This is a genomic window from Bradyrhizobium sp. I71 (genome assembly GCF_022354745.1).
Taxonomy (GTDB): domain Bacteria; phylum Pseudomonadota; class Alphaproteobacteria; order Rhizobiales; family Xanthobacteraceae; genus Bradyrhizobium; species Bradyrhizobium liaoningense.
This window is the reverse complement of record NZ_CP059398.1, coordinates 2,768,999-2,792,710: the sequence shown is the minus strand read 5'-3', so window position 1 is coordinate 2,792,710 and position 23,712 is coordinate 2,768,999. Positions and strand designations below refer to the sequence as shown.

Annotated in this window: 28 protein-coding genes and 2 tRNA genes; 25 read left to right on the top strand and 5 right to left on the bottom strand. The window is 65.4% G+C overall.

All coding sequences use genetic code 11. The features are described from left to right. Nucleotides 1-78 precede the first annotated feature (78 nt). Nucleotides 79-879, bottom strand: a complete 801-nt coding sequence (locus FJV43_RS13705) for an IclR family transcriptional regulator (protein WP_239627697.1) — start codon at nucleotides 877-879, stop codon at nucleotides 79-81. Nucleotides 880-1,007: 128 nt separating this feature from the next. On the opposite strand from FJV43_RS13705, the gene FJV43_RS13700 reads away from it, so the two are divergent. From FJV43_RS13700 to FJV43_RS13675, 6 genes are read left to right on the top strand one after another with little or no spacing between them, the layout of a single operon-like run. Further along, nucleotides 1,008-1,973: a tripartite tricarboxylate transporter substrate binding protein gene (locus tag FJV43_RS13700; RefSeq protein WP_239627696.1), complete on the top strand. Its 966-nt coding sequence runs from the start codon at nucleotides 1,008-1,010 to the stop codon at nucleotides 1,971-1,973. A gap of 3 nt (nucleotides 1,974-1,976) precedes the next feature. Then, complete coding sequence (locus FJV43_RS13695) at nucleotides 1,977-2,594, top strand: flavin reductase family protein (protein ID WP_239627694.1); 618 nt, start codon at nucleotides 1,977-1,979, stop codon at nucleotides 2,592-2,594. A gap of 53 nt (nucleotides 2,595-2,647) precedes the next feature. Further along, entirely contained in the window at nucleotides 2,648-3,508 is an 861-nt protein-coding gene (locus tag FJV43_RS13690; RefSeq protein WP_239627692.1) for a fumarylacetoacetate hydrolase family protein, read from the top strand. A 3-nt stretch (nucleotides 3,509-3,511) separates the two neighbouring features. Next, complete coding sequence (gene hpaH / locus FJV43_RS13685; RefSeq protein WP_239627690.1) at nucleotides 3,512-4,315, top strand: 2-oxo-hept-4-ene-1,7-dioate hydratase; 804 nt, start codon at nucleotides 3,512-3,514, stop codon at nucleotides 4,313-4,315. 25 nt (nucleotides 4,316-4,340) lie between these two features. Continuing rightward, nucleotides 4,341-4,733: a RidA family protein gene (locus FJV43_RS13680; RefSeq protein WP_239627689.1), complete on the top strand. Its 393-nt coding sequence runs from the start codon at nucleotides 4,341-4,343 to the stop codon at nucleotides 4,731-4,733. A 12-nt stretch (nucleotides 4,734-4,745) separates the two neighbouring features. Continuing rightward, nucleotides 4,746-5,621, top strand: a complete 876-nt coding sequence (locus FJV43_RS13675; RefSeq protein WP_239627687.1) for an amidohydrolase family protein — start codon at nucleotides 4,746-4,748, stop codon at nucleotides 5,619-5,621. Nucleotides 5,622-5,817: 196 nt separating this feature from the next. On the opposite strand, the gene FJV43_RS13670 is transcribed toward FJV43_RS13675, so the two are convergent. Beyond that, nucleotides 5,818-6,822: an LLM class flavin-dependent oxidoreductase gene (locus FJV43_RS13670; protein WP_239627686.1), complete on the bottom strand. Its 1,005-nt coding sequence runs from the start codon at nucleotides 6,820-6,822 to the stop codon at nucleotides 5,818-5,820. A 276-nt stretch (nucleotides 6,823-7,098) separates the two neighbouring features. Here FJV43_RS13670 and FJV43_RS13665 point away from each other — a divergent pair, with 276 nt between their 5' ends. The 3 genes from FJV43_RS13665 to FJV43_RS13655 all read left to right on the top strand — a co-directional run bounded on the left by FJV43_RS13665 (nucleotide 7,099) and on the right by FJV43_RS13655 (nucleotide 8,864). After that, nucleotides 7,099-7,602, top strand: coding sequence for a Twin-arginine translocation pathway signal (locus FJV43_RS13665; RefSeq protein WP_239627684.1), 504 nt, complete (start codon nucleotides 7,099-7,101; stop codon nucleotides 7,600-7,602). 13 nt (nucleotides 7,603-7,615) lie between these two features. Continuing rightward, complete coding sequence (locus FJV43_RS13660) at nucleotides 7,616-8,245, top strand: ferric reductase-like transmembrane domain-containing protein (protein ID WP_239627682.1); 630 nt, start codon at nucleotides 7,616-7,618, stop codon at nucleotides 8,243-8,245. 127 nt (nucleotides 8,246-8,372) lie between these two features. Then, the gene (locus FJV43_RS13655; protein WP_239629414.1) at nucleotides 8,373-8,864 is read left to right on the top strand and encodes a cyclic nucleotide-binding domain-containing protein; all 492 of its coding nucleotides are present in this window, start codon (nucleotides 8,373-8,375) and stop codon (nucleotides 8,862-8,864) included. Nucleotides 8,865-9,934: 1,070 nt separating this feature from the next. Here the strand turns inward: FJV43_RS13655 and FJV43_RS13650 are convergent. Both FJV43_RS13650 and FJV43_RS13645 read right to left on the bottom strand, forming a co-directional pair. Beyond that, complete coding sequence (locus tag FJV43_RS13650) at nucleotides 9,935-10,285, bottom strand: RidA family protein (protein WP_239627681.1); 351 nt, start codon at nucleotides 10,283-10,285, stop codon at nucleotides 9,935-9,937. 77 nt (nucleotides 10,286-10,362) lie between these two features. Beyond that, nucleotides 10,363-10,437, bottom strand: a tRNA-Thr gene (locus tag FJV43_RS13645). Nucleotides 10,438-10,754: 317 nt separating this feature from the next. Here FJV43_RS13645 and FJV43_RS13640 point away from each other — a divergent pair. The 5 genes from FJV43_RS13640 to FJV43_RS13620 all read left to right on the top strand — a co-directional run bounded on the left by FJV43_RS13640 (nucleotide 10,755) and on the right by FJV43_RS13620 (nucleotide 14,868). Further along, nucleotides 10,755-10,943, top strand: coding sequence for a hypothetical protein (locus FJV43_RS13640; protein ID WP_239627679.1), 189 nt, complete (start codon nucleotides 10,755-10,757; stop codon nucleotides 10,941-10,943). A 39-nt stretch (nucleotides 10,944-10,982) separates the two neighbouring features. Further along, the gene (locus FJV43_RS13635) at nucleotides 10,983-12,689 is read left to right on the top strand and encodes an FAD-dependent oxidoreductase (protein ID WP_239627677.1); all 1,707 of its coding nucleotides are present in this window, start codon (nucleotides 10,983-10,985) and stop codon (nucleotides 12,687-12,689) included. A gap of 213 nt (nucleotides 12,690-12,902) precedes the next feature. Continuing rightward, nucleotides 12,903-13,211, top strand: coding sequence for an EthD family reductase (locus FJV43_RS13630; protein ID WP_239627675.1), 309 nt, complete (start codon nucleotides 12,903-12,905; stop codon nucleotides 13,209-13,211). Nucleotides 13,212-13,402: 191 nt separating this feature from the next. After that, entirely contained in the window at nucleotides 13,403-13,912 is a 510-nt protein-coding gene (locus tag FJV43_RS13625; RefSeq protein WP_061881159.1) for a hypothetical protein, read from the top strand. A 131-nt stretch (nucleotides 13,913-14,043) separates the two neighbouring features. Then, complete coding sequence (locus FJV43_RS13620) at nucleotides 14,044-14,868, top strand: alpha/beta hydrolase (protein WP_239627674.1); 825 nt, start codon at nucleotides 14,044-14,046, stop codon at nucleotides 14,866-14,868. Between the two features lie 6 nt (nucleotides 14,869-14,874). Here the strand turns inward: FJV43_RS13620 and FJV43_RS13615 are convergent, their stop codons facing one another. Continuing rightward, nucleotides 14,875-15,516, bottom strand: coding sequence for a TetR/AcrR family transcriptional regulator (locus tag FJV43_RS13615; protein WP_239627672.1), 642 nt, complete (start codon nucleotides 15,514-15,516; stop codon nucleotides 14,875-14,877). Between the two features lie 88 nt (nucleotides 15,517-15,604). On the opposite strand from FJV43_RS13615, the gene FJV43_RS13610 reads away from it, so the two are divergent. The 11 genes from FJV43_RS13610 (at nucleotide 15,605) to FJV43_RS13560 (ending at nucleotide 23,591) form a co-directional block, all read left to right on the top strand. Next, a complete protein-coding gene (locus FJV43_RS13610; protein ID WP_239627670.1) occupies nucleotides 15,605-16,543 on the top strand; it encodes an SDR family oxidoreductase in 939 nt (312 codons plus the stop codon). 26 nt (nucleotides 16,544-16,569) lie between these two features. Then, nucleotides 16,570-17,229, top strand: a complete 660-nt coding sequence (locus tag FJV43_RS13605) for an NAD-dependent epimerase/dehydratase family protein (RefSeq protein ID WP_239627668.1) — start codon at nucleotides 16,570-16,572, stop codon at nucleotides 17,227-17,229. A gap of 81 nt (nucleotides 17,230-17,310) precedes the next feature. Beyond that, nucleotides 17,311-17,754, top strand: a complete 444-nt coding sequence (locus tag FJV43_RS13600; protein ID WP_028176540.1) for a DUF2948 family protein — start codon at nucleotides 17,311-17,313, stop codon at nucleotides 17,752-17,754. A gap of 147 nt (nucleotides 17,755-17,901) precedes the next feature. Beyond that, nucleotides 17,902-19,197 (top strand): histidinol dehydrogenase, encoded by a 1,296-nt coding sequence (gene hisD, locus FJV43_RS13595; RefSeq protein WP_239627666.1) that lies wholly within the window; start codon nucleotides 17,902-17,904, stop codon nucleotides 19,195-19,197. After that, a complete protein-coding gene (locus FJV43_RS13590) occupies nucleotides 19,194-19,691 on the top strand; it encodes a UPF0262 family protein (RefSeq protein WP_194390144.1) in 498 nt (165 codons plus the stop codon). Before hisD ends, FJV43_RS13590 begins: the two co-directional genes overlap by 4 nt. A gap of 71 nt (nucleotides 19,692-19,762) precedes the next feature. Then, nucleotides 19,763-20,230, top strand: coding sequence for an arsenate reductase ArsC (locus FJV43_RS13585; protein ID WP_239627665.1), 468 nt, complete (start codon nucleotides 19,763-19,765; stop codon nucleotides 20,228-20,230). Nucleotides 20,231-20,556: 326 nt separating this feature from the next. Then, nucleotides 20,557-21,186, top strand: a complete 630-nt coding sequence (locus tag FJV43_RS13580) for a Maf-like protein (RefSeq protein ID WP_028176536.1) — start codon at nucleotides 20,557-20,559, stop codon at nucleotides 21,184-21,186. 182 nt (nucleotides 21,187-21,368) lie between these two features. After that, nucleotides 21,369-21,551, top strand: a complete 183-nt coding sequence (gene yacG, locus FJV43_RS13575) for a DNA gyrase inhibitor YacG (RefSeq protein WP_239627663.1) — start codon at nucleotides 21,369-21,371, stop codon at nucleotides 21,549-21,551. A 186-nt stretch (nucleotides 21,552-21,737) separates the two neighbouring features. After that, nucleotides 21,738-21,813: transfer RNA gene (locus tag FJV43_RS13570), tRNA-Phe, on the top strand. Nucleotides 21,814-22,061: 248 nt separating this feature from the next. Further along, nucleotides 22,062-22,694 carry a DUF1326 domain-containing protein gene (locus FJV43_RS13565; protein WP_239627661.1) on the top strand — a complete coding sequence of 211 codons (633 nt, stop codon included), beginning with the start codon at nucleotides 22,062-22,064 and terminating at the stop codon, nucleotides 22,692-22,694. 189 nt (nucleotides 22,695-22,883) lie between these two features. Next, on the top strand, nucleotides 22,884-23,591 hold the full coding sequence (locus FJV43_RS13560; RefSeq protein WP_345946189.1) for a DUF2182 domain-containing protein: 708 nt from the start codon (nucleotides 22,884-22,886) through the stop codon (nucleotides 23,589-23,591). Nucleotides 23,592-23,712 lie beyond the last annotated feature (121 nt).

Genomic DNA, 23,712 nt, shown 5'->3' with positions numbered 1-23,712 from the left:
TGGCCTCGTTGGTCGGTCGGCGATGGCGGCTCTTGTGCCATAAAACGGCGCGCCGCGTCAGCCCATTGACAACGCCGCCTAGCCCCGGATCGCCTGCTCGATGGCGCGCGCCTCCCGCAGCAGAATCTCCGCGACCTCCTGCTCGCGGCGGGGGCCGAGCCTGGTTCGAACGGCGGAGACCGTGATTGCGGCGGTCGGCTGTCCGTCCGGGGTCTTGATCCAGGTCGAGATCGATTTGGTGCCCTGCACGAGGCCGATCTCTCTCATGTTGTAGCCCCGCCGCCGTGCTGCAGTGACCTGGCTCGTCACGGCGCCCACGTCGGTCTGGTAGGCCTCGAACCGCTTCTCGTTGGCTGCAACGATCTTTCGCGCGTCCTGCGCCGGCATTGCGGCAAGGATGGCGACGCCTGCGCTGGAGACGCCGAGCGGCCGGCGCGCGCCGATCTCGATCGACAGCACCTGGATCGGATAGACGCCGATCCGGCGATCGACGCACAGCGTGTCGTTGCCGGTGCGCACCGTCAGGAACAGCGTGTCGCCGATCTCGGCGGACGCGCGCTGCAGCGACGGATTTGCGGCGACCAGCAGCCGGGATGGCCGCGGCCGTGCGAGCGCCAGCTCCGGCACCTGGTTGCCGATGGCGTAGCGGCCGCTCCTGCCATGCCGCTCGACGATGCCTTCCTCGATCAGCACGTGGACGATGCGATGCACGGTCGGGCGGGTGAGGCCGGTGGCCCGGACCACCTCGGCCAATGGCACACCGTCTTCGCGGCCTGCGGCAAGGATGCGCAGCACCGCGAGCGCGCGCCGGATCGCCTGCGCGCCCTGTCGCGGTTCCGCGGCGCCACGGGCGGATTTCGTTGAACGCCTCTTGTCCATAATATGGACAAGAACGCCATAATTCCCTCGACAGGGCAAGCGCGCATCTGGAGATTGCGCTCCGATCGGAATGCCATGCGAAACGTCAGGCATTCGAAGTGAGTTTGTAGCGCTGCCGGGAGGTTAACATGAGATTAATCTGGATTGCCATAGCCGCCGTCACTGCGATGCTGGCGGGGCCGGCGTCGGGCCAGCAATGGCCGGCGCGCAACGTCAAGCTGATCGTGCCTTATCCCGCCGGCGGCAATGTCGACAGCGCCGCGCGCATCGTCGCCGACAAGCTGCAGGAAAAGCTCGGCCAGCCCTTCATCATCGAGAACAAGGCCGGCGCCGGCGGCATGATCGCGGGCGAGGCCTTCGCGAAGTCGGCACCCGACGGCTATACGCTGTTCGTCGGCGCCAACGGCCCGGTGCTGTTCGCGACCGAGATCAACAAGCGCGACGCCTACAACTGGAAGAAGGACTTCCTCCCGATCTCGACGATCTCGATGACGCCGCTGGTGCTCGAGGTGCATCCGTCGGTGCAGGCGACGAACTTCAAGGAGTTCATCGATCTCGCCAAGCGCGAGCCCGGAAAGCTGACCATGGCCTCGCCCGGCCCCGGCACCACCAATCATCTGCTCAGCGAGCTGATGCAGTCCAGCCTCGAATTGCAATGGGTCACCGCGCATTACCGCGGCAACGCGCCTGCGATCAACGATCTGCTCGGCGGCCAGGTCCAGTTCGCGTTCGACCAGCTCACGGTCAGCCTCCAGCACATCAAGGCCGGCTTGTTCCGCGCGCTCGCGGTCACCAGCCCGCACCGGCTGAAGTCGCTGCCCGACGTGCCGACCTTCGCCGAGCTCGGCTACAAGGATTTCGACGGCCAGACCTTCACCGGCCTGTTCGCGCCCGCGGGCACGCCGGCGCCGATCGTGGACAAGCTGCACGAGACGCTGGTTGCGATCCTGAAAGATCCGGCCGTGATCGACAAGTTCGAGAAGCTCGGCGGCGAAGCGACGCCGATGACGCCGGACGAATTCAAGGCCTATCTCGCGCGCGAGGACGCCAAGTGGATTCCGGTCGTGCGCAAGGCCAACATCAGGGCGGATTGATCGATGCGGATCAATCCCGCCGAGCTCGGCGCCGAGCGCATCTACCGGCTGATGACCGGCATCGTGGTGCCGCGCCCGATCGCCTGGGTGACGAGCCTGTCGCGGAGCGGTGTGCTCAACCTCGCCCCGTTCAGCGCCTTCACCTTCGTCTCGCAGAAGCCGCCGATGCTCGCTATCAGCGTCGGCCGCAAGGGCGCCGACTACAAGGACACCGCGCACAACATCCTGGATACCGAGGAATACGTCATCCATATCGCCGACACGCCTCTGATGTCTGCGGTGCACGACTCGTCGGTCGAGCATCCGCCAGAGATCAGCGAGGTCGAGCATCTCGGCCTGGAGACGCTGCCCTGCGAGCGCATCAAGGTGCGGCGGCTCGCTGCCGCGCCGGTCGCGATGGAATGCCGCTTCCGGCAATGCCTGGAGTTCGGCGATGCCAAGAGCCGGCTGATCGTCGGCGAGGTCGTGATGTTTCATCTGCGCGACGGCCTCGTGAACGACGGCAAGGTCGAGACCAGGGCGCTCGACCCGATCGCGCGGATCGGCGGGCCGCGCTACGCCCGTCTCGGCGAGATCGTGACGCTGAACACCGTGTTCCAGACGCCCAAGTCGAAAGACTGAGCGCGCGGGTCTGTCTCGGGCCCAGCTGCCTCAAGATCATTGGAGGAAATACAATGCGACTCCTGAGCTATCTCCTGGACGGAGAGCCGCGCTACGGTGCTGCCGTCGAAGGCGGCGTGATCGATCTGACGAAACGGATCGGCCGCGACTTCTCCGATGTGAAGGCGCTGATCGCAGCCAACGCGCTGTCCGATGCGCAGGAAGCGGCGGCCGGACAGAAGCCCGACTATCCGCTGGAAAGACTGGTCCTGCTGCCGCCGGTGCTGACGCCTGAAAAGCTCTGGTGCATCGGCGTCAACTACGCCGAGCGCAATGCAGAATATAAGGACAATTCGGACCTGCCCAAATATCCCAGCCTGTTCGTGCGCAGCATGTCCTCGATGACCGGCTCGGGCCAGCCGATCGAGAAGCCAAACGTCTCGGACCAGCTCGACTATGAGGGCGAGCTGGTCATCGTGATCGGGCAGGGCGGCCGCCACATCCCGCGTGAACAGGCGTGGTCGCACATCTTCGGCATGACGCTGTGCAACGAGGGCACGATCCGCGACTGGCTGCGCCACGGCAAGTTCAACGTCACGCAGGGCAAGAATTTCGACCGCTCCGGCAGCATCGGTCCGTGGATCGTCACGGCGGACGAGCTCGATCCGCGCGGGCCGCTCGACATCATCACGCGCGTCAACGGCGAGCTCCGGCAGCAGGACACCACCGAGCGGCTGATGTTCCCGTTCGATGTCCTGATCTCCTATCTCTCCACCTTCGCGACGCTCAAGCCCGGCGACATGATCGTGACGGGCACGCCGACCGGGGCGGGCGCCCGCTTCGACCCGCCGCGCTGGTTGAAGGTCGGCGACGTCGTCGAGGTCGAGTCGAGCCGCATCGGCGTGCTGCGCAACACCGTGGCGGCGGAGCAATAGATCATGCTGGACACCGCCACGATCGAACGCCTGGCCGCGCGGCTGGACGAAGCCGAGCGCACGAAATCGCTGATCCCGATGTTCTCGAAGGATTATCCGGACTTCAGCATCGAGGACGCCTACGCCGTGCAGCGCGCCTGGACCAGGCTTCAGCTCGGCCGCGGCCGTGTCGTCAAGGGGCACAAGATCGGCCTGACCTCGAAAGCGATGCAGAACGCGGTCGGCATCTCCGAGCCCGATTACGGCGTGCTGTTCGCCGACATGTTCTATGCCGATGCCACGCCGATCCCGTTCGACCGTTTCCACGCGCCGCGCATCGAGGTCGAGCTCGCCTTCGTGCTGAAGGCGCCACTGCGCGGGCCGGACTGCACCATCTTCGACGTGCTCAACGCCACCGACTACGTCACGCCCGCGCTGGAGATCCTGGAGACGCGCATGCATCGCGTCGATCCGGAGACGGGCAAGACGCGAAAGGTCATGGACACGATCTCGGACAACGCGGCCAATGCCGCGCTGGTGCTCGGCGGCCGGCCGATCCGCCCGATGGATGCCGATCTGCGCTGGATCGGCGCGCTGCTGTTCCGCAATGGCGAGGTCGAGGAGACCGGCCTTGCCGCCGGTGTGCTCAATCATCCCGCCAACGGCATCGCCTGGCTTGCCAACCGCCTCGCGCCGCATGACGAATATCTCGCCGCCGGCGAGGTGGTGCTGGCGGGATCGTTCACGCGGCCGGTGGACATCCGCCGCGGCGACACGTTCCATGCCGACTATGGCGCGTTCGGCTCGGTGTCGTGCCAGTTCGTCTGAACCAACAACAATCAGGGAGCGCACCATGGGTCAAACACGGCGCAAGAGCATCCACATCGGCGGCTTCAAGCACGTCAATCCGATTCCGAACGCCTGCCGCATCGGCAATCTCGTGATGTCGGGCGTCATCCTCGGCCGCGATCCCGCGACCAATACGATGCCGGAGAGTCTCGAGGCCCAATGCGCCAACATGTTCGCGCATATGAAGGCGACGGTGGAGGCTGCGGGCGGCAGCACCGACGACATCATCAAGATGACGGTGTGGCTGAAGGACCGCACGCAGCGCGGCCCCGTCAATGTCGAGTGGCTCAAGATGTTTCCGGACGAGCATTCGCGCCCGGCGCGCCACGCGCTGCCGATGGACAACATGGACGGCGGCGCGCTGGTGCAGTGCGACTTCACCGCCGTGATCGACTGAAGGAGCGCTTGCATGCCGACCTATCTGCCGTTCGATCCCAATCCCCGCCGCCCGGCGAAGGCGCCGCCGCCGAAGACCGTCGACAGCCAGTTCCACGTGCTGGGTCCCATCGACAAATATCCGGAGCGCCCCGGCGCCGCCTATCGGATGCCGACCGCGACCTGGGAAGCGGCGCTGCGCATGCACAAGGCGCTCGGCATCGAGCGCGGCATCATCGTGCAGACCACGACCTATGGCGCCGACCATGCCGTCGTGCTCGACGGGCTCAAAGCGATGGGGCCGAACTATCGCGGCTGCGCCAATGCGCTGGTGTTCGCCGAGGCGAGCGACTCCTACCTCGCCAAGCTGCATGATGCCGGCGTGCGCGGCGCGCGCTTCAGCTTCCGCCAGGAACTCGGCGCCGTGCTGTCCGATGCCGATTTCGCCCGCGCGATCGCGCGCATCCGCGAACTCGGCTGGTACGTCAAGATCCAGCCGGAGAAGGACGGCATCATGTCGAGCGTCGCCAAGTACGAGACGCTCGACGTCCCCGTGCTGATCGACCACATGGCGCGCCCCGATCCCGAAGCCCGCAAGGCCGATCCGAACCTGCGCAAGATGCTGGAGTTGCTCGGCAAGGGCAATTTCTGGGTGATGCTGTCGCTCGGCGAGAAGACCTCGAAGACCGGGGCTCCCTACGACGACGTGATCCCGATCGCGCGCGCCTATATCGAGGCCGCTCCCGATCGCTGCGTCTGGGCCAGCGATTGGCCGCATCCGGTCTCGGTGAAGCAGCCGCCGAACGATGCCGATCTGCTCGAGCTGATGTATCGCTACGCCCCGGACCAGGCGGAGCTTGAGAAGATCCTGGTGCACAATCCGGCCAAGCTGTTCGGCTTTCCGGATTAGAAGGCTCTAAGCTCGCTCGGAAGACGGTGCGCTCCCTCTCCCGCGTGCGGGAGAGGGTTGGGGTGAGGGCTCTCTCCTCTTGGGGATTGTCCCATTGCGGAGACACCCTCTCCCCAACCCTCCCCCGCGAGCGGGGGAGGGAGCCCACCTTCGTTGTTGCGGCAGCCAGGCCTGATCGGATCGTCGCGCACCGCGCTCACATCGGCTGCGTCGCCAGCCGATCCCGCACCTCGGCCGCGATCTCGAACGAGCGCAGCCGCGCGGCGTGGTCGTAGATCTGCCCCGTCGTCATCAGTTCATCCGCGCCGGTCTCTGCGATCAGCGCCTTCAGCTTCTCTTCTACCACGGCCGGCGAGCCGACCGCGGAGCAGGACAGCGACTGGCCGACGCCGGCCTTCTCCGCCGGAGACCACAGCGCGTCCATGTCGCCAGTCGGCGGCGGCAGCGGGCCCGGCGTACCGCGGCGCAGGTTGATGAACTGCTGCTGCAGCGACGAGAACATCCGCTGCGCCTCTTCGTCGGTGTCGGCGGCGAACACGTTGACGCCGATCATCGCATAGGGCTTGTCGAGCTGGGCAGAGGGCTCGAACCGCGCGCGATATTCGCGCAGCGCCGGCATCATCATCTGCGGCGCGAAATGCGAGGCGAACGCAAAGGGCAGCCCGAGCATCGCGGCAAGCTGCGCACCGAAGGTGCTCGATCCCAGGATCCACAGCGGTACCTTGGTCCCCATGCCCGGCACGGCGCGGATCGCCTGGTTCGGCTGCACGTCGCCGAGCAGCGCCTGCAATTCCAGCACGTCATGCGGAAAATTCTCGGAGGTGGTGGCGAGGTCGCGCCGCAGCGCACGCGCGGTGAACTGGTCGGTGCCGGGCGCCCGGCCGAGCCCGAGATCGATCCGCCCGGGATAGAGCGATTCGAGTGTGCCGAACTGCTCGGCGATGACGAGCGGCGAATGGTTCGGCAGCATGATCCCGCCGGAGCCGACACGGATCGTCTTTGTTCCGCCCGCGACATGCCCGATCACGACCGACGTCGCCGCGCTCGCGATTCCCGTCATGTTGTGATGCTCGGCGAGCCAGAACCGTTTGTAGCCCCACGCCTCGGCATGCCGGGCTAGGTCGAGCGAGTTGCGGAAAGCCTGCGCCGCATCGCCGCCCTGGCGGATGGGAGCGAGGTCGAGCACGGAAAAGGGGATCATATGGGGGGCTGCCGGTGTGGAGGGCTGCGCGATCATGCGCGTCTTGAGGAAAGACATGTAGTGGCAGCGCGCAGGATGGGTAGAGCCCTCGCACGTTTCGTCACCAGGGCTGGTGGGTTCTCCACCACGCGACCCATCCTGCCCGCCATGAGCTGCGACTGCCCCGGATCACAACACTGTTATTGCGACCTATGGCGCCCTTCGTCTCAACTGGGCGTTCTGCGCCTGTTGTTGTAGCTTGCGCGAGCAAGAGCCCCGTTGCCGGGAGGAACTGACATGACCAACGTCGTACTCGACCGCCGCAGCCTCCTCGCCGCCGGCGGCTCCGTCCTCGCAACCGGGGCCTTGGTATCAGCCTTCCCCGGCCTCCTGGTGCCGGCGCGCGCGGACGGCCTCGCACCGACCCAGTCGATGTCGGGCGGGGCGAACAACTACCGCAAGGGCGCGGCGACCGTGGAGCGGATCGGCAAGGGCGGCTTCTGGATGAGCGGCACGGTGCGCCGCGCCGGCGATGGTGCTCCGCTCGCCGGGCAGCGCATCCAGATTTGGGCGCACACGGTCGAAGGGCAGGAGCACGAACCGCAGAGCCACGGCGCCACGCTCACCGACAAGGACGGCAAGTTCCGGCTCGAGATGCCGCAGATTATTCCGATCTTCGGCCAGCCGCACGGCCATCTCGCCTATGACAGTGGTGAATTCAGGACCGTCTTCCTGCGGCCGGTGATGCGGAGCGCCAAGGAAACCAGCCTCGAGGCGCACTTCGTGCTGCAGCCGGCCTGAGCCGACTCTGCAAATGAGGGGATGGAGATCGGCCCGGGCGATCCTGATCTGGGCGGCCCTTGCTCTGGCCATTAGCGTGCCGATCGCCGCGGCTGCGGCAAGCGAGCAGCTCGCATGGCGCGGCCCGGTTTACATCCTCGCCGGTTTCGCAGGCATCGTCGCGCTCGCTCTCGTGCTCATGCAACCCCTGCTGATCGGCGGATATCTGCCGGGCCTGCCGGCCTATCGCGGACGGCGCGCCCATCACTGGATCGGCGGCGCGCTGGTGCTCGCGGTGGTGATCCACGTCGCCGGCCTCTGGTTCACCAGCCCGCCCGACATGATCGATGCCCTGACCTACGCATCGCCGACGCCGTTCTCCCCCTTCGGCGTGACCGCGATGTGGGCCATCTTCATCGTCGCGCTGCTGGCGCTGCTGCGTCGGCGGTTGGGACTGCGGCTGCGGACCTGGCGCATCGTCCACATTCCGCTTGCGATCGTCATCGTCGCAGGCAGCGTGGTGCATTGCCTGCTGATCGAGGGGACGATGGAAACGATCTCGAAAGCGGCGCTTTGCGCGCTTGTGCTTGCGGCGGCTGCGAAGGTCATGGCTGACCTCTGGAGACGGCGGACGTTGCGCGGCGAGAGTGTTGCGCGGCAGTGAACCGCGGGGAATTGACCGCGCGTCGCTGGACCTCCCTGTTCGAGCACATTGGGCCTCACTCATTGGGCGGCGTCAGCATCGGTGCGCTCTGCTTGCCGCAGATGGCGAGGGGGCGTATCTTGGCGCAATGGCCACCGCTCCCGATCTGAGGGCGTTCCTGCGCGCCACACCGTTCTTCGGCGGTCTCCCGGAGCCGAGCCTCGACCTCCTGATTTCAATGCTGGTCGAGCGCCGCTTCGATGCCGGAGCAACCGTCGTCGCGGAGGGCGAGCCGGGACGCTCGATGTTCATCGTCAAATCCGGTCGGCTGGCGGTGAGCAAATGGGCCGGTTCGGGCAGCGTCATTCCGCTTTCCGGCCTGGAGCCTGGCGATTTCTTCGGTGAAATGACGCTGATCGAAATGCAAAACCGCTCCGCCACGGTGGTCGCGGAGAGCGCGACCGAACTGTACGAGCTGACGGCCCAGAAGCTCTACGCCTGCTACAAGAGAGATATCCACGCCTATGTGATCGTCCTGCAGAACATCAACCGCGAGCTCTGCCGACGGCTGCGACGGGCGGATGAGCGGTTCGCAACACTGCAGGTGGGTGGCTCGATCGATGGTGCGCAGGACGGCTAGAGCTGTTGCGAAACCATCATGTTTCGCCACTGAGCAAGGCTCGATGGGTCCTGGAAATCACGACTTATCGTGCGCGTACTTCTCCAAGACCAGCCGATCATATTCATCTCGCACGGCTCTTCGCGAAACATGCCCTTTCCGGTCTTTGGCGATTTTCAGAAGGTCGGGATCAGTCGGTGCCCTCCGCCTGAATCTCGCAAAGAGCCGGGTCGGAGGTGACGACGTCCTTCCAAACAGCCGGTCAAACCATTCCATCGTGTCCTCCCGGACGGACCGCAGGTTACGACATTATCACCATGAATTCAGGGGTCAAAAGGACAGCGTGACTGCATCTTTGCGAAGAGCGCCGCCGCAAGCGGATATCGATCGCAACGACTTTTGACCCGTCGGGCAAAACACCCGCCTCTCCCAAAATCCCGTCAACCCCCTTCCACGAAAATATTCCACTTTACCGAAATTCGGTTTTGCGGCATTCTCCCGCCATCCCGGTCCAGGGAGAGGGGCGATCGTACGTCGTCACGAACGTGGGCCGGGGTGCGGTGGACGCGGCAGCGCCGGGCACGCGAAGTGGGACCAGGGCGAGATGAACCTCGTGAGGTCCCGACTGCGTGCGGACGAACGGCGCTCAAGTCCGGCGAAGCCCTCGGGCGGAGCCGGGCCGGCTGCGTACGGCGAAAGCGCGTGGTCCTGACCGTCGTTGCTACGGTCAAGCCTTGCGGAGATGGGTCGGGGCTCAACCGGGTCGCGATGCATCGCCAATTCGCGAGGTGACGGAGGCCAGAAGGAACTCGGCTCCGGGGAGAGCGCGCATAAGCCGTCAAACCATCGCGCAGGGAAGGCCGGGTGTTTTTCCGGCCCACCTGTCGTCCCGCCTGCGCATTTGCGTGTGCAAATTCTTCGCGCGGCGGATCATGGGTGCCAGCCGGCACCCGGCCTTCCCTGCGCTCTCTTCACTTGGAGAGGGTCAAGGAAAACAGCAAAACTCGGACGCTTCGCGCCGCGAGAACGCTGCTTGATGTGTGAGCGCAGGAATGACCGAGCTTTCTCGCCTCGCCGATGCCGCTCGAGGATCAGCGGCGGGCGGCGATCGCCGTCAGCTCCAGCCTGACGCCTGGACCGAGGTCCGCGCCGCCGATGGCGGCACGCGCCGGCAGATGGTCCGCGGTGAAATAGCGCTTCCACACCTGGTTGAACGCCGCCTTGTCGGCGAGATCAGACATGAAGATGGTCACCTGCAGAACGCAGGAGAGATCGGAGCCGGCCCCATCGAGCAGGGCTTTCAGCTGTCGAAGCACATCGTCGGCCTGGCCCGACATGTCGAGCCCCGGATCTTCGGGAACGATGCCGCCGAGATAGAGCACGCCGTTATGCTCGACGATCTCGTGGAGCAGTCCTTCATAGGGCAGGGAACGTTTGATCACGATGGCATCCGGGAGTTGCGGGCTCGCTGGCCAGGCGCAAGGCTTGTTTCAATAGGGCTCGCTTCAATGAAGGAAGCTGGTGCTGCCAGACAGGATTGAACTGTCGACCTCTCCATTACCAATGGAGTGCTCTACCACTGAGCTACGGCAGCATGTGCTGGTGAAAGAATCGGGCGCCCGAGGGGGCCTACCAAGCGGGCCGATATCTGCCACAAGCCCCCCTCCTGTGCAAGCTTGCAAGCCCCGCCGAAACGAGAAAATCGAGCCGATATCGGGGCCAAAATGCCCCATTTGATGGGAAATCACCGACTTCCCGCCGATTCGGGGCTCGATATCCCGGCCAACTGGCCAGTTGCCCGGGACGCTGGACTTGCTCCATTTCGCGTTTCGCACGATCGGATCGCGTCGGCCTCTTGAGCTGCCACACTTCGGTGGCATCCTGTCCCCGATTTCCGTGAATGGACCCTTGATGACCGACCAGAACGACAAGAGCGCGAGCCAGGCGCGGCCGTCCCGCGACGACCGCCTGAAATCGGCGCTGCGCGAGAACCTGAAGCGGCGGAAGGTGCAGGCGCGCGAACGCGCCGCAAGCACCGACCCCTCGCAGAACGACGATGGTTCCCTAAATGAGGGGGCCGCCGGCAAGACCGGTCATTGAAGGCGGGCGGCTGGAATTTTTGGAGTGCATGAGGTGGCCATGGGGCAGGACGAACCGCAACGAACCGACCGTGACGCGCAGCTGTCGCGCTTCATTCGCCCTGAGCAGACCTTTCCGGCGCTGTCACCCGCCGAGATCGAACGGATCAGGCACTTCGGCGAAATCCGCACCTTCGTGGATGGCGCGTTGCTGTTCGAGACCGGCAAGCCCGGCCCCGGCATGTTCGTCGTGCTGAAGGGCCATGTCGCCATCACCCAGCGCGACGGGCTCGGCCACGTCACCCCGGTGATCGACCAGGGGCCGGGTCAATTCCTGGCCGAGCTCAGCCAGCTCTCCGGCCGGCCTGCGCTGGTCGACGGCCGGGCCGAGGGCGATGTCGAGACGCTGCTGCTGCCCCCGGACCGGCTGCGCGCGCTGCTGGTCGCCGAGGCCGAGCTCGGCGAGCGCATCATGCGGGCGCTGATCCTGCGCCGGGTCAATCTGATCCAGGACGGCGCCGGCGGTCCCGTGCTGATCGGACCGTCGAACTCCGCCGGCGTGGTGCGGCTGCAGGGGTTCCTCACCCGCAACGGCCAGCCGCATCATCTGCTCGACCCCGATCGCGATCGCGATGCGGCCGAACTGATCGCGCGGTATTTGCCGAAGCCCGAAGACTGGCCGCTGGTCGTCACCGCCGATGGTGCGGTGCTGCGCAATCCCAACGAGACCGAGCTCGCGCGCGCCATCGGCATGATCGGCGGCGCAAAGGGCGACCGCATCTACGACGTTGCGGTTGTCGGCTGCGGACCCGCAGGGCTCGCCACCGCCGTGTATGCCGCATCCGAAGGGCTGTCGGTCGCGGTGCTCGACACCCGCGCCTTCGGCGGCCAGGCCGGCGCCAGCGCGCGGATCGAGAACTATCTGGGTTTTCCGACCGGCATCTCGGGCCAGGCCCTGACCGCGCGTGCGTTCACCCAGGCGCAGAAATTCGGCGCCGACATCATGATTCCGGTGACGGTGAAGTCGCTGGACTGCACGCGCGGGAATGGCGCATTTTCGGTAACGCTCGAGGGCAGCGATCCCCTGCGCTCGCGCGCGGTGGTGGTCGCGAGCGGCGCGCGCTATCGCCGGCCTGACATCTCGAACCTCGACAAGTTCGAGGGACGCGGCGTCTGGTACTGGGCCTCGCCGGTCGAGGCGCGGCTCTGCGCCGGCGAGGAGGTGGCCCTCGTCGGTGCCGGCAATTCGGCAGGGCAGGCCGCCGTGTTCCTCTCGGGCCATGCCAGACGCGTGCTGATGATCATCCGCGGCGGCGGCCTGGGCGCCAGCATGTCGCGCTATCTCATCGAGCGCATCGAAGCGACGCCGAACATCGAATTGATGTTCAACACCGAGATCACCGCGCTCGAGGGCGACGAGGCCTCGCTGCTGCGGCGCATCCGCTGGAAGAGCCGGTTGTCGGACGACGAGGATTCTGCCGACATCCGCAATCTCTTCCTGTTCGTCGGCGCCGATCCCGCCACCTCCTGGCTCGACGGCTGCGGCGTGACGCTCGATCGCGGCGGCTTCGTCGTGACAGGTGCGCAGTCCGAACAGAACCAGGGCAAGCTGGTGGCGCCGCTGGAAACCTCCGTGCCCGGCGTCTACGCCGTCGGCGACGTCCGCTCCGGCTCGGTCAAGCGCGTCGGCGGCGCCATCGGCGAGGGCGCGCAGGTCGTGGCGTCCCTGCACGGCTATCTCGGCGACGTCGCAAAACCGACGCTTTAGACAAGGAGAAGACAAGCGAATGGCAAGTCAAATGGGACTTGCCATTGCGCCACATCCTGCAGACTATCCCCTCATCCTGAGGAGCGCGCCTGAGCGCGCGTCTCGAAGGATGAAGGCCCGGACGACCCGGGCCTTTCATGGTTCGAGACGCGTGCTTCGCACGCTCCTCACCATGAGGATCCAAACACAACAAATTTTTCACGGGAGGACCAAATGGCTGAAATCGTCGTGCTGTACAAAACACCCAAGGACACTGCCGCCTTCGACAAGTACTATGCCGAGACGCACATCCCGCTCGCCAAGAAACTTCCCGGCCTGAAGAAATACGCCGTCAGCAAGGGGCCGGTCGCATCTCCCGCAGGTCCTTCCGGGATCCATCTCGTCGCCATTCTCACCTTCGACAGCGTGGCCGACATTCAGGCGGCATTCGCCAGCCCCGAAGGCAAGGCGACCGGCGCCGACGTGCCCAAGTTCGCCAGCGGCGGTGCCGACCTCTTGATCTTCGACACCAAGGAAGTGTGAAGGATCGATTCGACTTTCGTCGGAAACGGCCGTCCGTCGTGACGGCGGTGCAAGAAAATCAGCCATGCGTTTGTCGATTCGCACGATGACGCATGGCCGCGCCTCTGCATGTGACGACAACGCAGGTGGCAATCCCATGAGGACCGTAATACTACTCTCAGCATCTCAATGCGGAGAACAGGAGAAATGTCATGGTCCTTGGGTTGAGTCTGCCCGCCCTTACGCTGATCCATGTCATCATCAGCCTGATCGCCATCGTCGCCGGCCTCGTGGTGATGTTCGGCCTGCTCGGCTCGAAGCCGATGCCGGCCCTTACCGCGATCTTCCTGCTGACCACGATCCTCACCAGCGCCACCGGTTTCCTGTTTCCGTTCAAGGAGCTGCTGCCCTCGCATATCATCGGCATCATCTCGCTGGTGCTGCTCGCGATCGCCTGCGTCGCGCTGTACGGCATGAAGCTCGCCGGAGTCTGGCGCCCGGTCTATATCGTGACCGCGATGATTTCGCTCTATTTCAACGTCTTCGTGCTGGTCATCCAGTCGTTCCTGAAGGTGCCGGCGCTCGCCGCGCTCGCACCGGCCGTGCCGCCGGCGCCGCCGTCCGGTCCGGTGTTCGCCGTGGTGCAGGGCATCGTGCTGGTGTTCTTCGTGGTGCTCACCATCGGCGCCTGGCGCCGCTTCCGACCGATGGCGTTTGCCTGATCACACGATTCTCAACGCTCTCCGTTGATGCGAGGCATCGCATTCAGAATCTCGCGTAGCTATCTGCACGGCATTGGCGCGTGCTCGTCGGCGCGCCACGCAGTTAAATTTTCACCGAAAGAGAGCAATCCATGCCCACCATCACCACCAAAGACGGCGTCGAGATCTTCTACAAGGATTGGGGCTCTGGTCAGCCGATCGTGTTCAGCCATGGCTGGCCGCTGTCGGCGGACGACTGGGACGCGCAGATGTTGTTCTTCGTCGCGCACGGTTATCGCGTCATCGCCCATGACCGCCGCGGCCACGGCCGCTCGGCGCAGGTCGCCGACGGCCACGACATGGACCACTATGCCGATGATCTCGCCGCGGTCACCGCGCATCTCGACCTCAAGAACGCCATCCATGTCGGCCATTCCACCGGCGGCGGCGAGGTCGTGCACTACATCGCGCGCCACGGCGAGAGCCGGGTGGCGAAGGCCGCGATCCTCTCCGCCGTGCCGCCGCTGATGGTGCAGACGCCGGCCAATCCCGGCGGGCTCCCAAAGAGCGTGTTCGACGATCTCCAGAAGCAGCTCGCCGCCAGCCGCACGCAATTCTATCGCGACCTCCCCGTCGGCCCGTTCTACGGCTACAACCGCCCCGGCGCGAAACCGTCGGAAGCGGTGATCCAGAACTGGTGGCGCCAGGGCATGATGGGCGGCGCGAAAGCGCATTACGATGGCATCGTCGCGTTCTCGCAGACCGACTTCACCGAGGACCTCAAGAAGATCAACGTGCCGGTGCTGGTGATGCACGGCGACGACGACCAGATCGTGCCCTACGCCGATTCCGCGCCGCTCTCGGCCAAGCTGCTCAAGAAGGGCATCCTGAAGACCTACAAGGGCTTTCCGCACGGCATGCCGACCACGCACGCGGAAACCATCAACGCCGATCTCCTGGCGTTTTTCAGGGAGTGAGAGACCTCACTTCAAGATCGCCCTGATCGCATCGAAGGTGCGCTTGACGAAAGCTTCCGGCTTTTCCCGCGCGCCTTCGCCGATCCAGCTCTCGCCGCCGACGCGCATGGCGCCGGTGGCGATCATGGCGACGAGCCGCGCCTTCTGTCGGTCCGGCTTGGTGCGTGCGCGCTGTGCCAGGCCGTCGGCCAGCGCGCGCTCGATCTTCTCGTATTTGAGCTGGTCGCGCGCCTGCAGCGCGGGATTGTCGCGCTTGAGCCGTGACATCGCTGCAGCCTCCGCCGGATCGAGCCGTTTGGCCACCGCCGCCATCGCATTCTCCGCCGCCGTCAGCATGGATTCGTCCACGGGCCGGGCGACGATCTCGGCCACCAGCGCGCTTGCGGCGCCTTCCTGCCAGGCGGCGACCACGTCCTCCTTCGACGCGAAATAATGGAAGAAGCTGCGCCGCGACACGTCCGCTGCCGCCGCGATGTCGTCGATGGTGGTGGCCTCGAAGCCGCGCTCCAGGAACAGGGTCATCGCCGCGCGGCCGAGCCGCTCGCGGGTCTCCTGCCGCTTGCGCTGGCGCAGGCCGGTTGCGGACGGAGATTTCTCCCCTGCGGACAATGACTTGACGCCTTTCCCGGCGAGCTTCGAAGCCTTCAAATCGTTTCACCTCTTGCAAACTTGCACTCAGTGCACATTTAGACCGGTCGCGGGCCTTTTCCATCCCTGAAAGCCGCGGAGACATGGCATGACCGACTGGACCACGGCAGACATCCCCTCACTCAGCGGCAAGACCGTCGTCGTGACGGGGGCGACGGGCGGCCTCGGTTACGGGACGGCGATGGTGCTCGCGGGCGCTGGTGCCATCGTCATACTCACCGGACGCGACGACGCAAAGGGCCTGCGGGCGATCGAGGGCATTTGCGAGCGGTTTCCCGACGCTCTGATCGCCTATGAGCATCTCGACCTCGCAAGCCTTGCCTCCATCGCCAATTTCGCCGGGCGCTTTGCCGCCGAGAACGAACGGCTCGATCTCCTCGTCAACAATGCCGGTGTGATGGCGCTGCCGAAGCGGCAGCAGACGGAGGATGGTTTCGAGATGCAGCTCGGCACCAACTATCTCGGTCACTACGCCCTGACGGCGCGGTTGTTGCCGCAGCTTCGCCGCGCCAGGGCGCCTCGCATCGTCAATCTCTCGAGCCTTGCCCACCGCTCCGGCGCTATCAATTTCGACGATCTGCACAGCAAGCATTCCTATCGTCCCTGGCGCGCCTACTGCCAGTCCAAGCTCGCGATGCTGATGTTCGCGCTCGAGCTGCAGCGTCGCAGCCTTGCCGCCGGCTGGGGCCTGACGAGCGTTGCCGCCCATCCCGGCTACGCGCGGACCGACCTCATCGCCAACGGGCCGGGCACCAACAGCGTCCAGGAGCGGCTTGGCCGATTGTTACAGCCGTTGATCAGCCAGTCCGCAGCCGAAGGCGCGCTGCCCACGCTGTTTGCGGCGACCTCTCCGGACGCCGAGCCCGGCGGCTATTACGGTCCAAACGGCTTCTATGAATTGAAGGGACCACCTGGGCCGGCGAGGATCATGCCGCAGGCGAAGGATCTCGCTGCTGCGGCCATCCTGTGGGATGCCTCGGCAGCGCTGACCGGTGTATCCTTCGACGAGATCGCGGCCGCCGCATGAGCCGCGAGGTCGCTGGAGACATTCCGATGAAGGTCATCATCTTCGGCGCGACCGGCATGGTGGGGCAGGGCGTTTTGCGCGAATGCCTGGTCGATGCCGGCATCGACCGTGTGCTCGTGGTCGGCCGCAGCCCGACAGGCGTGCGGAACGCCAAGCTCGCCGAGATCATCCACGAGGATTTTCTGGACTATTCGGCGATCGAGCCGCAGCTGACCGGCTTCGATGCCTGCTTTTTCTGCCTCGGCGTCTCCTCGATCGGCATGAGCGAGCAGCGCTACCGCCACCTCACCCATGATCTCACGCTCGCTGCCGCGACGACGCTGGCGCGGCTCAATCCGCAGATGATCTTCACCTATGTCACCGGCGCCGGCACCGATTCCACCGAGCGGGGCCAGCGGATGTGGGCGCGGATCAAGGGCAAGACCGAGAATGATCTTCTCAAGCTGCCGTTCAAGGCCGCCTACATGTTTCGGCCCGGCGCGATCCAGCCCCTGCACGGCGCCCGGTCCAAGACCCCCTGGGTGCAGGCCGTCTATGCCGTGAGCGGGCCGCTCTGGTCGGTGCTGCGCCGGATTTCGCCGCGGCTCGTGACCTCGACCGAGCAGATCGGCCGCGCCATGATCCGCGTTGCCCGGGAGGGGTATCCGCGCAAGGTGCTGGAAATGGAGGATATCAATAGCCTCTAACCTGCCGGCCGGTTAGTTTGCGCGGAAATTTCGGGGCCCGCACGCGTTGAGCCCTGACCCCCCAATGGAGAAGCGTCGGAAATGTCGCCCCAGCTCAAACTGATCGCGCTCGACGCCGACGACCTTGCCGTGATCTCGACCCATGTCCAGGACGCCCGAGTCCAGACCTCCGACATCATCTGGCGGCAGGGCGAGAAGCGGCTCGTGGTCGGAATGAGCCGGCTGGACTGGGAGCAGACATTGGAGGGCGAGGCCGAGCCACGCCGGCTGGTCGCCGCGCTCCGTTTCGACCGTGTGCTCGCCTGCAAGTCGCGCAACATCGATCTCGCCGCGCCGGACAAGGTGCTGGACCTCGTCGGCATTGAATTTCACTCCCAGGACGGGCGCCACGAGGAGCCCGGCGGCAGCGCCCTGCTTCTGTTCGCCCAGGGTGGCGCCATCCGCCTCGACGTCGAGTGCCTGGAATGCGAGCTGACCGACCTCGGGGACGACGCGCTGGGAACGGGCATCGAGGGGGAGGGGTGAAGTGGCCGGTATACCAGCCGAATGGGCTGAGGCCCTCGCCGGAACGGCATCTGCCGAGGGTTGACGCAGCTTCCCCGCCGCGCCATTGAGCAGGGGGCCCGGTGCGCCGATCCGCCCCCAAAATACCAGCCAGAAGCCAAGCGAAACATGCCCGTTCGCCTCGACCGCAGCAGCGCCGATTTTGACCAGCGATTCGCCGCATTCCTCGCCGCCAAGCGCGAGGTTTCGGCCGATGTCGAGGCCGCCGCGCGCGCGATCGTCGACGACGTGGCCAGGCGTGGCGATGCCGCCCTGCTCGAAGCCACGGCAAAGTTCGACCGGCTGACGCTGGACGCATCCTCCTTGCGCGTCTCCGCCGCCGAGATCGAGGCCGCCGTGAAGGCCTGCGATGCCGCGACGCTGGATGCGCTCGAGCTCGCGCGGGACCGCATCGAGACCTATCACCGCCGTCAGCTTCCAAAGGACGAGCGCTTCACCGACCCGCTCGGCGTCGAGCTCGGCTGGCGTTACACCGCGATCGAATCCGCCGGCCTCTACGTGCCCGGTGGCACCGCGGCCTATCCGTCCTCGGTGCTGATGAATGCGGTGCCCGCGAAAGTCGCCGGTGTTTCACGCCTCGTGATGGTGGTGCCTTCGCCTGACGGCAAGCTCAATCCGCTGGTGCTGGCGGCCGCGCATCTCGGCGGCGTCACCGAGATCTACCGTGTCGGCGGCGCGCAGGCTGTCGCCGCGCTCGCGCACGGCACCGCGACGATCGCGCCGGTCGCAAAGATCGTCGGCCCCGGTAACGCCTATGTCGCCGCCGCAAAGCGGCTGGTGTTCGGCAAGGTCGGTATCGACATGATCGCCGGCCCCTCGGAGGTGCTGGTGATTGCCGACGATACCGGAAACGCCGACTGGATCGCCGCCGACCTGCTGGCGCAGGCCGAGCACGATGCGAGCGCGCAGTCGATCCTGATCACGGACTCGGCACGCCTTGCCGCAGACGTCGAAAAGGCGGTCGAGGCGCAGTTGAAGACGCTGCCGCGCGCGGCGATCGCAGGCAGCTCCTGGGCCGATTTCGGCGCCATCATCATGGTGAAGAACCTTGCCGAGGCGATCCCGCTCGCGGACGCCATCGCTGCCGAGCATCTCGAGATCATGACCACCGATCCGGAGGCGCTCGCCGAAAAGATCCGTAACGCCGGCGCGGTGTTCCTGGGGCCCCATACGCCCGAGGCGATCGGCGACTATGTCGGCGGTTCCAATCACGTGCTGCCGACGGCTCGCTCGGCGCGATTTTCCTCGGGGCTCTCGGTGCACGACTTCATCAAGCGCACCTCGATCCTGAAATGCGGACCCGATCAATTGCGTGCGCTGGGTCCGGCCGCGATGACGCTGGGCAAGGCGGAGGGGCTGGACGCCCATTCGCGTTCGATTGGATTGCGCCTCAATCTGTCATGACAAAGCCGCCCGAACAGGACGACTCGACCAATCGCATCGTCGCGGTCACGCTCGACGAGGACTCGATCGGCCGTTCCGGGCCGGACATCGAGCATGAGCGTGCGATCGCGATCTATGATCTGATCGAGCAGAATCTGTTCGCGCCCGAGGGCGCGGAGGGCAAGGGCCCGTTCACGCTGCATATCGGCATCACCGGCAACCGATTGATGTTCGACATCCGCCGCGAGGACGGCTCGCCTGTCGTCGCGCATCTGTTGTCGCTGACGCCGTTCCGGCGGATCGTGAAGGACTATTTCATGATCTGCGACAGCTACTACCAGGCGATCCGCACCGCGACTCCCGACAAGATCGAGGCGATCGACATGGGCCGCCGCGGCATTCATGACGAGGGATCGCGCACGCTCCAGGAGCGACTGAAGGGCAAGGTCCGGGTCGACTTCGAGACCTCGCGCCGCCTGTTCACGCTGATCACCGTGCTGCACTGGAAGGGCTAGGGCATGGCCCGGAAAAGTGTGCAGCGGTTTTCCGACGAGACCATGCCCCCTATCAAAAGGGACTAGGCGCGATGGCGGGTCCGCCACGCGCACGCGATCCGCAATCGGTGCTGTTCGCCTGTGCGATGAACAGCGTACGCTCGCCGATGGCCGAGAGCCTGTTGCTGCACATGTTTCCGCAGGGCCTTTACGTGAAGTCGGCCGGTACCAGGAAGGGTGAGCTCGATCCATTCGCAGTCTCCGTGATGGCCGAGCTCGGTCAGGACATCTCGGCCCACAAGCCCCAGACCTTCGAGGAACTGGAGGACTGGGAGGGGCTGAATTTCGACCTCATCATCACGCTCTCGCCCGAGGCGCATCACAAGGCACTGGAGCTGACACGGACACTCGCGGCCGAGGTCGAATACTGGCCGACGCAGGATCCCACCATTATCGAAGGCAGCCGCGACCAGAAGCTCGCTGCCTACCGCGAGGTCTGCGATCAGCTCTTGATGCGCATCCGCCGGCGCTTCGCCAAGTCGGGCGCGGCGAGCGGGTAGGGCGCGCGCCCCGGACGCTGCGGCTCTTCCCCCTCGCCCCGCTTGCGGGGAGAGGGTCGGGGTGAGGGGGAGTCTCCGCGAGGACGGTGACAGTGAGACTCGCGGAGAGTCCCCCTCACCCGGAATTCAAGCACGCTTGAATTCCGGCCTCTCCCCGCAAGCGGGGAGAGGCGAAGAAGCCGTAACACCCGCGTCACAGAGCGCAGGCACAGGCATGTCGGACACTTCGAATCACCAAACCCCCGGTTCCCGGGTTGTGAAATCAGCCCCCTTCCGATAGGTTCCGCGCGCAATTCACCCCTCCGCTTCATCCCGCAAATCACCTGATGCTCGGCCGCCCCAAATTCGTACTTGCCTCCGGTTCGCCGCGTCGCCTGTCGCTGCTCAACCAGGCCGGCATCGAGCCCGATGCGCTCCGGCCGGCCGACGTCGACGAGACGCCCAAGCGGGGCGAGCTGCCGCGTGCCTGCGCCAACCGCCTCGCCCGGGCCAAGGCCGATGCGGCGCTGAAGTCGGTGCAGCTGGACGATGAGCTACGCGGCGCCTTCATCCTCGCCGCGGACACTGTGGTGGCGGTCGGTCGGCGCATCCTGCCCAAGGCCAATCTGGTCGACGAAGCCGCGCAATGCCTGCGGCTGCTGTCGGGCCGCAACCACCGCGTCTACACCGCGATCTGCCTCGTCACGCCGCGCGAGGCGTTCCGCCAGCGCCTGGTCGAGACCCGCGTGCGCTTCAAGCGTCTGTCGGAGGAGGACATCCAGGCCTATATCGGTTCAGGCGAATGGCGCGGCAAGGCCGGCGGCTACGCCGTGCAGGGCATCGCCGGCTCCTTCGTGGTGAAGATGGTGGGGTCCTACACCAACGTCGTCGGCCTGCCGCTGTACGAGACCACGACGCTGCTCGGCGGCGAAGGTTTTCCGATCCGTTTCGGCTGGCTCAACACCACCGCGGTGTGAATGCGGCCGCCGCGCCGGCGGGCGCCCCAGCAAAAATCGCGAAGACAAGCCCATGCGAAGACAAGCCCATGCAAAGCAGGATCGTCGCTCCGGACACCCGCGGACCGCATCCGTTGCCGTCCAGGGAACCCGGTTGCCGACAGGCGCTTGAACTTCACCGCGTGTAAGCTGCCGCCGACATCATGGACGACGAAGTCAAAAAGCAAGCCTCCCCGCTCAAGACTTGCCCGATCTGCGGCAAGCCGCAGGCGCAAGCCACCCGCCCGTTCTGCTCCTCGCGCTGCCGCGACGTCGACCTGAACCGCTGGCTGAAAGGCTCCTACGTCATCCCCGGCCGCGACGACGAAGTGGATGACGTTGAATAGATAAGTAATATCAATCAATTACAGGTATGGGCGCCGCGCCGCGCGCAGGCGATGGCCGGACGGCCGCACCTTGTGCACAGCCGGGCCGAACCCCGCGAAGCCAAAGGCGAAGCGTGGGTGGACAGGCCGCCCCGAGCCCACTATAAACCGCCCGCTCGATGGGCTTTGGCCCCTCTCTTGGAGCACGCCCAGGTAGCTCAGTTGGTAGAGCATGCGACTGAAAATCGCAGTGTCGGTGGTTCGATTCCGCCCCTGGGCACCATTCTCCTGACATCGCCGAGATGTGGCTGCCCCGGAGCCACCACCCTCGCTCGCTATACGAGCCGGACCGCCGCTGCTATGATCCTCGCCATTGGACGGTAAACGGCAGCTCGCCACCAACTTTTCTGCGATGCCGGCCTTTCTGATCGGACCTCGATCCCGCTCGCGCCTTTTCGCATTGCCTCGACAAGAACGCTGAACAAATTCGTCAACGGCTGCCGCGTCCTCGCTCACATTTGGAGATGTGCCATGGCTGCATCGGACTGGCGTCTCGAAGGCGAATGGATGAAAAATTGCAATTGCGCGTTTGGCTGCCCCTGCGATTTCAACGCTCTACCGACCCACGGCTATTGCAAAGGCATGGTCGGCATGCGGATCACGACGGGGCATTTTGAGGGCGTCAAGCTCGATGGCCTTTGTTTTGCGGTCGTGGTGGATTTCCCCGGCGCGCTGCATCAAGGCAACGGCAAGATGCAGCCCATCGTCGACCAGCGCGCGACGCTGGAGCAGCGACAGGCGCTGTTCAATATTCTGTCGGGCAAGCATTCGGCCGAGGGTACGCTGTTCCACATCTTCAGCCTGATCGTGACGACCATTCACGATCCGATCTTCGCGCCGTTCGAATTTTCCTTCGACAAGGATGGCCGTGTCGCAAAACTGGTCGCCGGCGACGTGCTCGAGACCGAGGTGGAGCCGATCAAGAATCCCGTGACCGGTGCTCCACATCGAATTCAAGTGGTCATGCCCGAGGGCTTCGAGCACAGGGCTGCCGAGATCGCGTCCGCCAACATCCGCTCGGCCGGTGCGATACCATTCGAGACCCAGGGCACGCACAGTTCGCTCGCCAACGTCGTGCAGACGCCCGAGGGCGTCGCGGCGTGATGCAGCGCTGACACCGAGGCCGCATCTTCGGTGTCAGCTCGTTGTCTTCCGGGGAGCCGCGGCGCGACGGATGAATATCCGGCCCTGGGATAGGTCATTGCGCTGGCAGATCAAGCTATGCACGGGCGTGCGATACTGGAACATGTGCTCCACCGCGATCGGTTGATCGTCGCGATCGGGACCGCCGTCGTGGCGGCGCTCGCCTGGGCCTATCTCATGGGCGGCGCCGGCATGGACACCGACATGATGGCCGAGATGCCGGACATGGCGCCAATGCCGTGGACGCTGCGTTCTGCTGCGCTGCTGTTCGCCATGTGGTGGGTGATGATGATCGCGATGATGGCGCCGAGCGCGGGGCCCACGGTCCTCTTGTATGCGACGATCAGGCACAAGGACGAGACTGGATCCCGCGCAGCAATCGATGCCTGGATCTTTCTCGCCGGGTACCTCGTGACGTGGGCTGGGTTCAGTCTCGCTGCAGTCCTGGCACAATGGGCGCTTGAACGCCTCGGCTTGTTGTCGATGGCGATGGCAAGCACCAGCGCGGTCTTGGGCGGCGTCATCTTGCTTGCCGCGGGACTCTACCAGTTCACGCCCTTCAAACGCGCCTGCCTGCGCTACTGCGAGAGCCCGCTGTTGTTTCTCAGCCGGCATTGGCGGCCCGGCGCGCGCGGGGCATTCCGCATGGGGCTGCGCCACGGCAGCTACTGCGTCGGCTGCTGCTGGGTTCTGATGGTCTTGCTGTTTGTCGGCGGCGTGATGAACCTGGTCTGGATCGTCGGCCTCATGCTCTATGTCGCCGGCGAGAAGCTGCTGCCGTTCGGCCGAAGATTGAGCTATGCGGCAGGCGGGATCCTCATCCTGTCCGGCGCGATCGTTCTTGCGCACGCAGTGTGAGGCCCGAAACCGCCAGCGCTGCCGAAGCGCGATGAGACTGGGATGAATCGTCATCGCGCTTTGGATGTTTGTCTGAGGGTGAGCCTTTCGGAAAACCGCTGCGCACTTTCTCCGGATCATG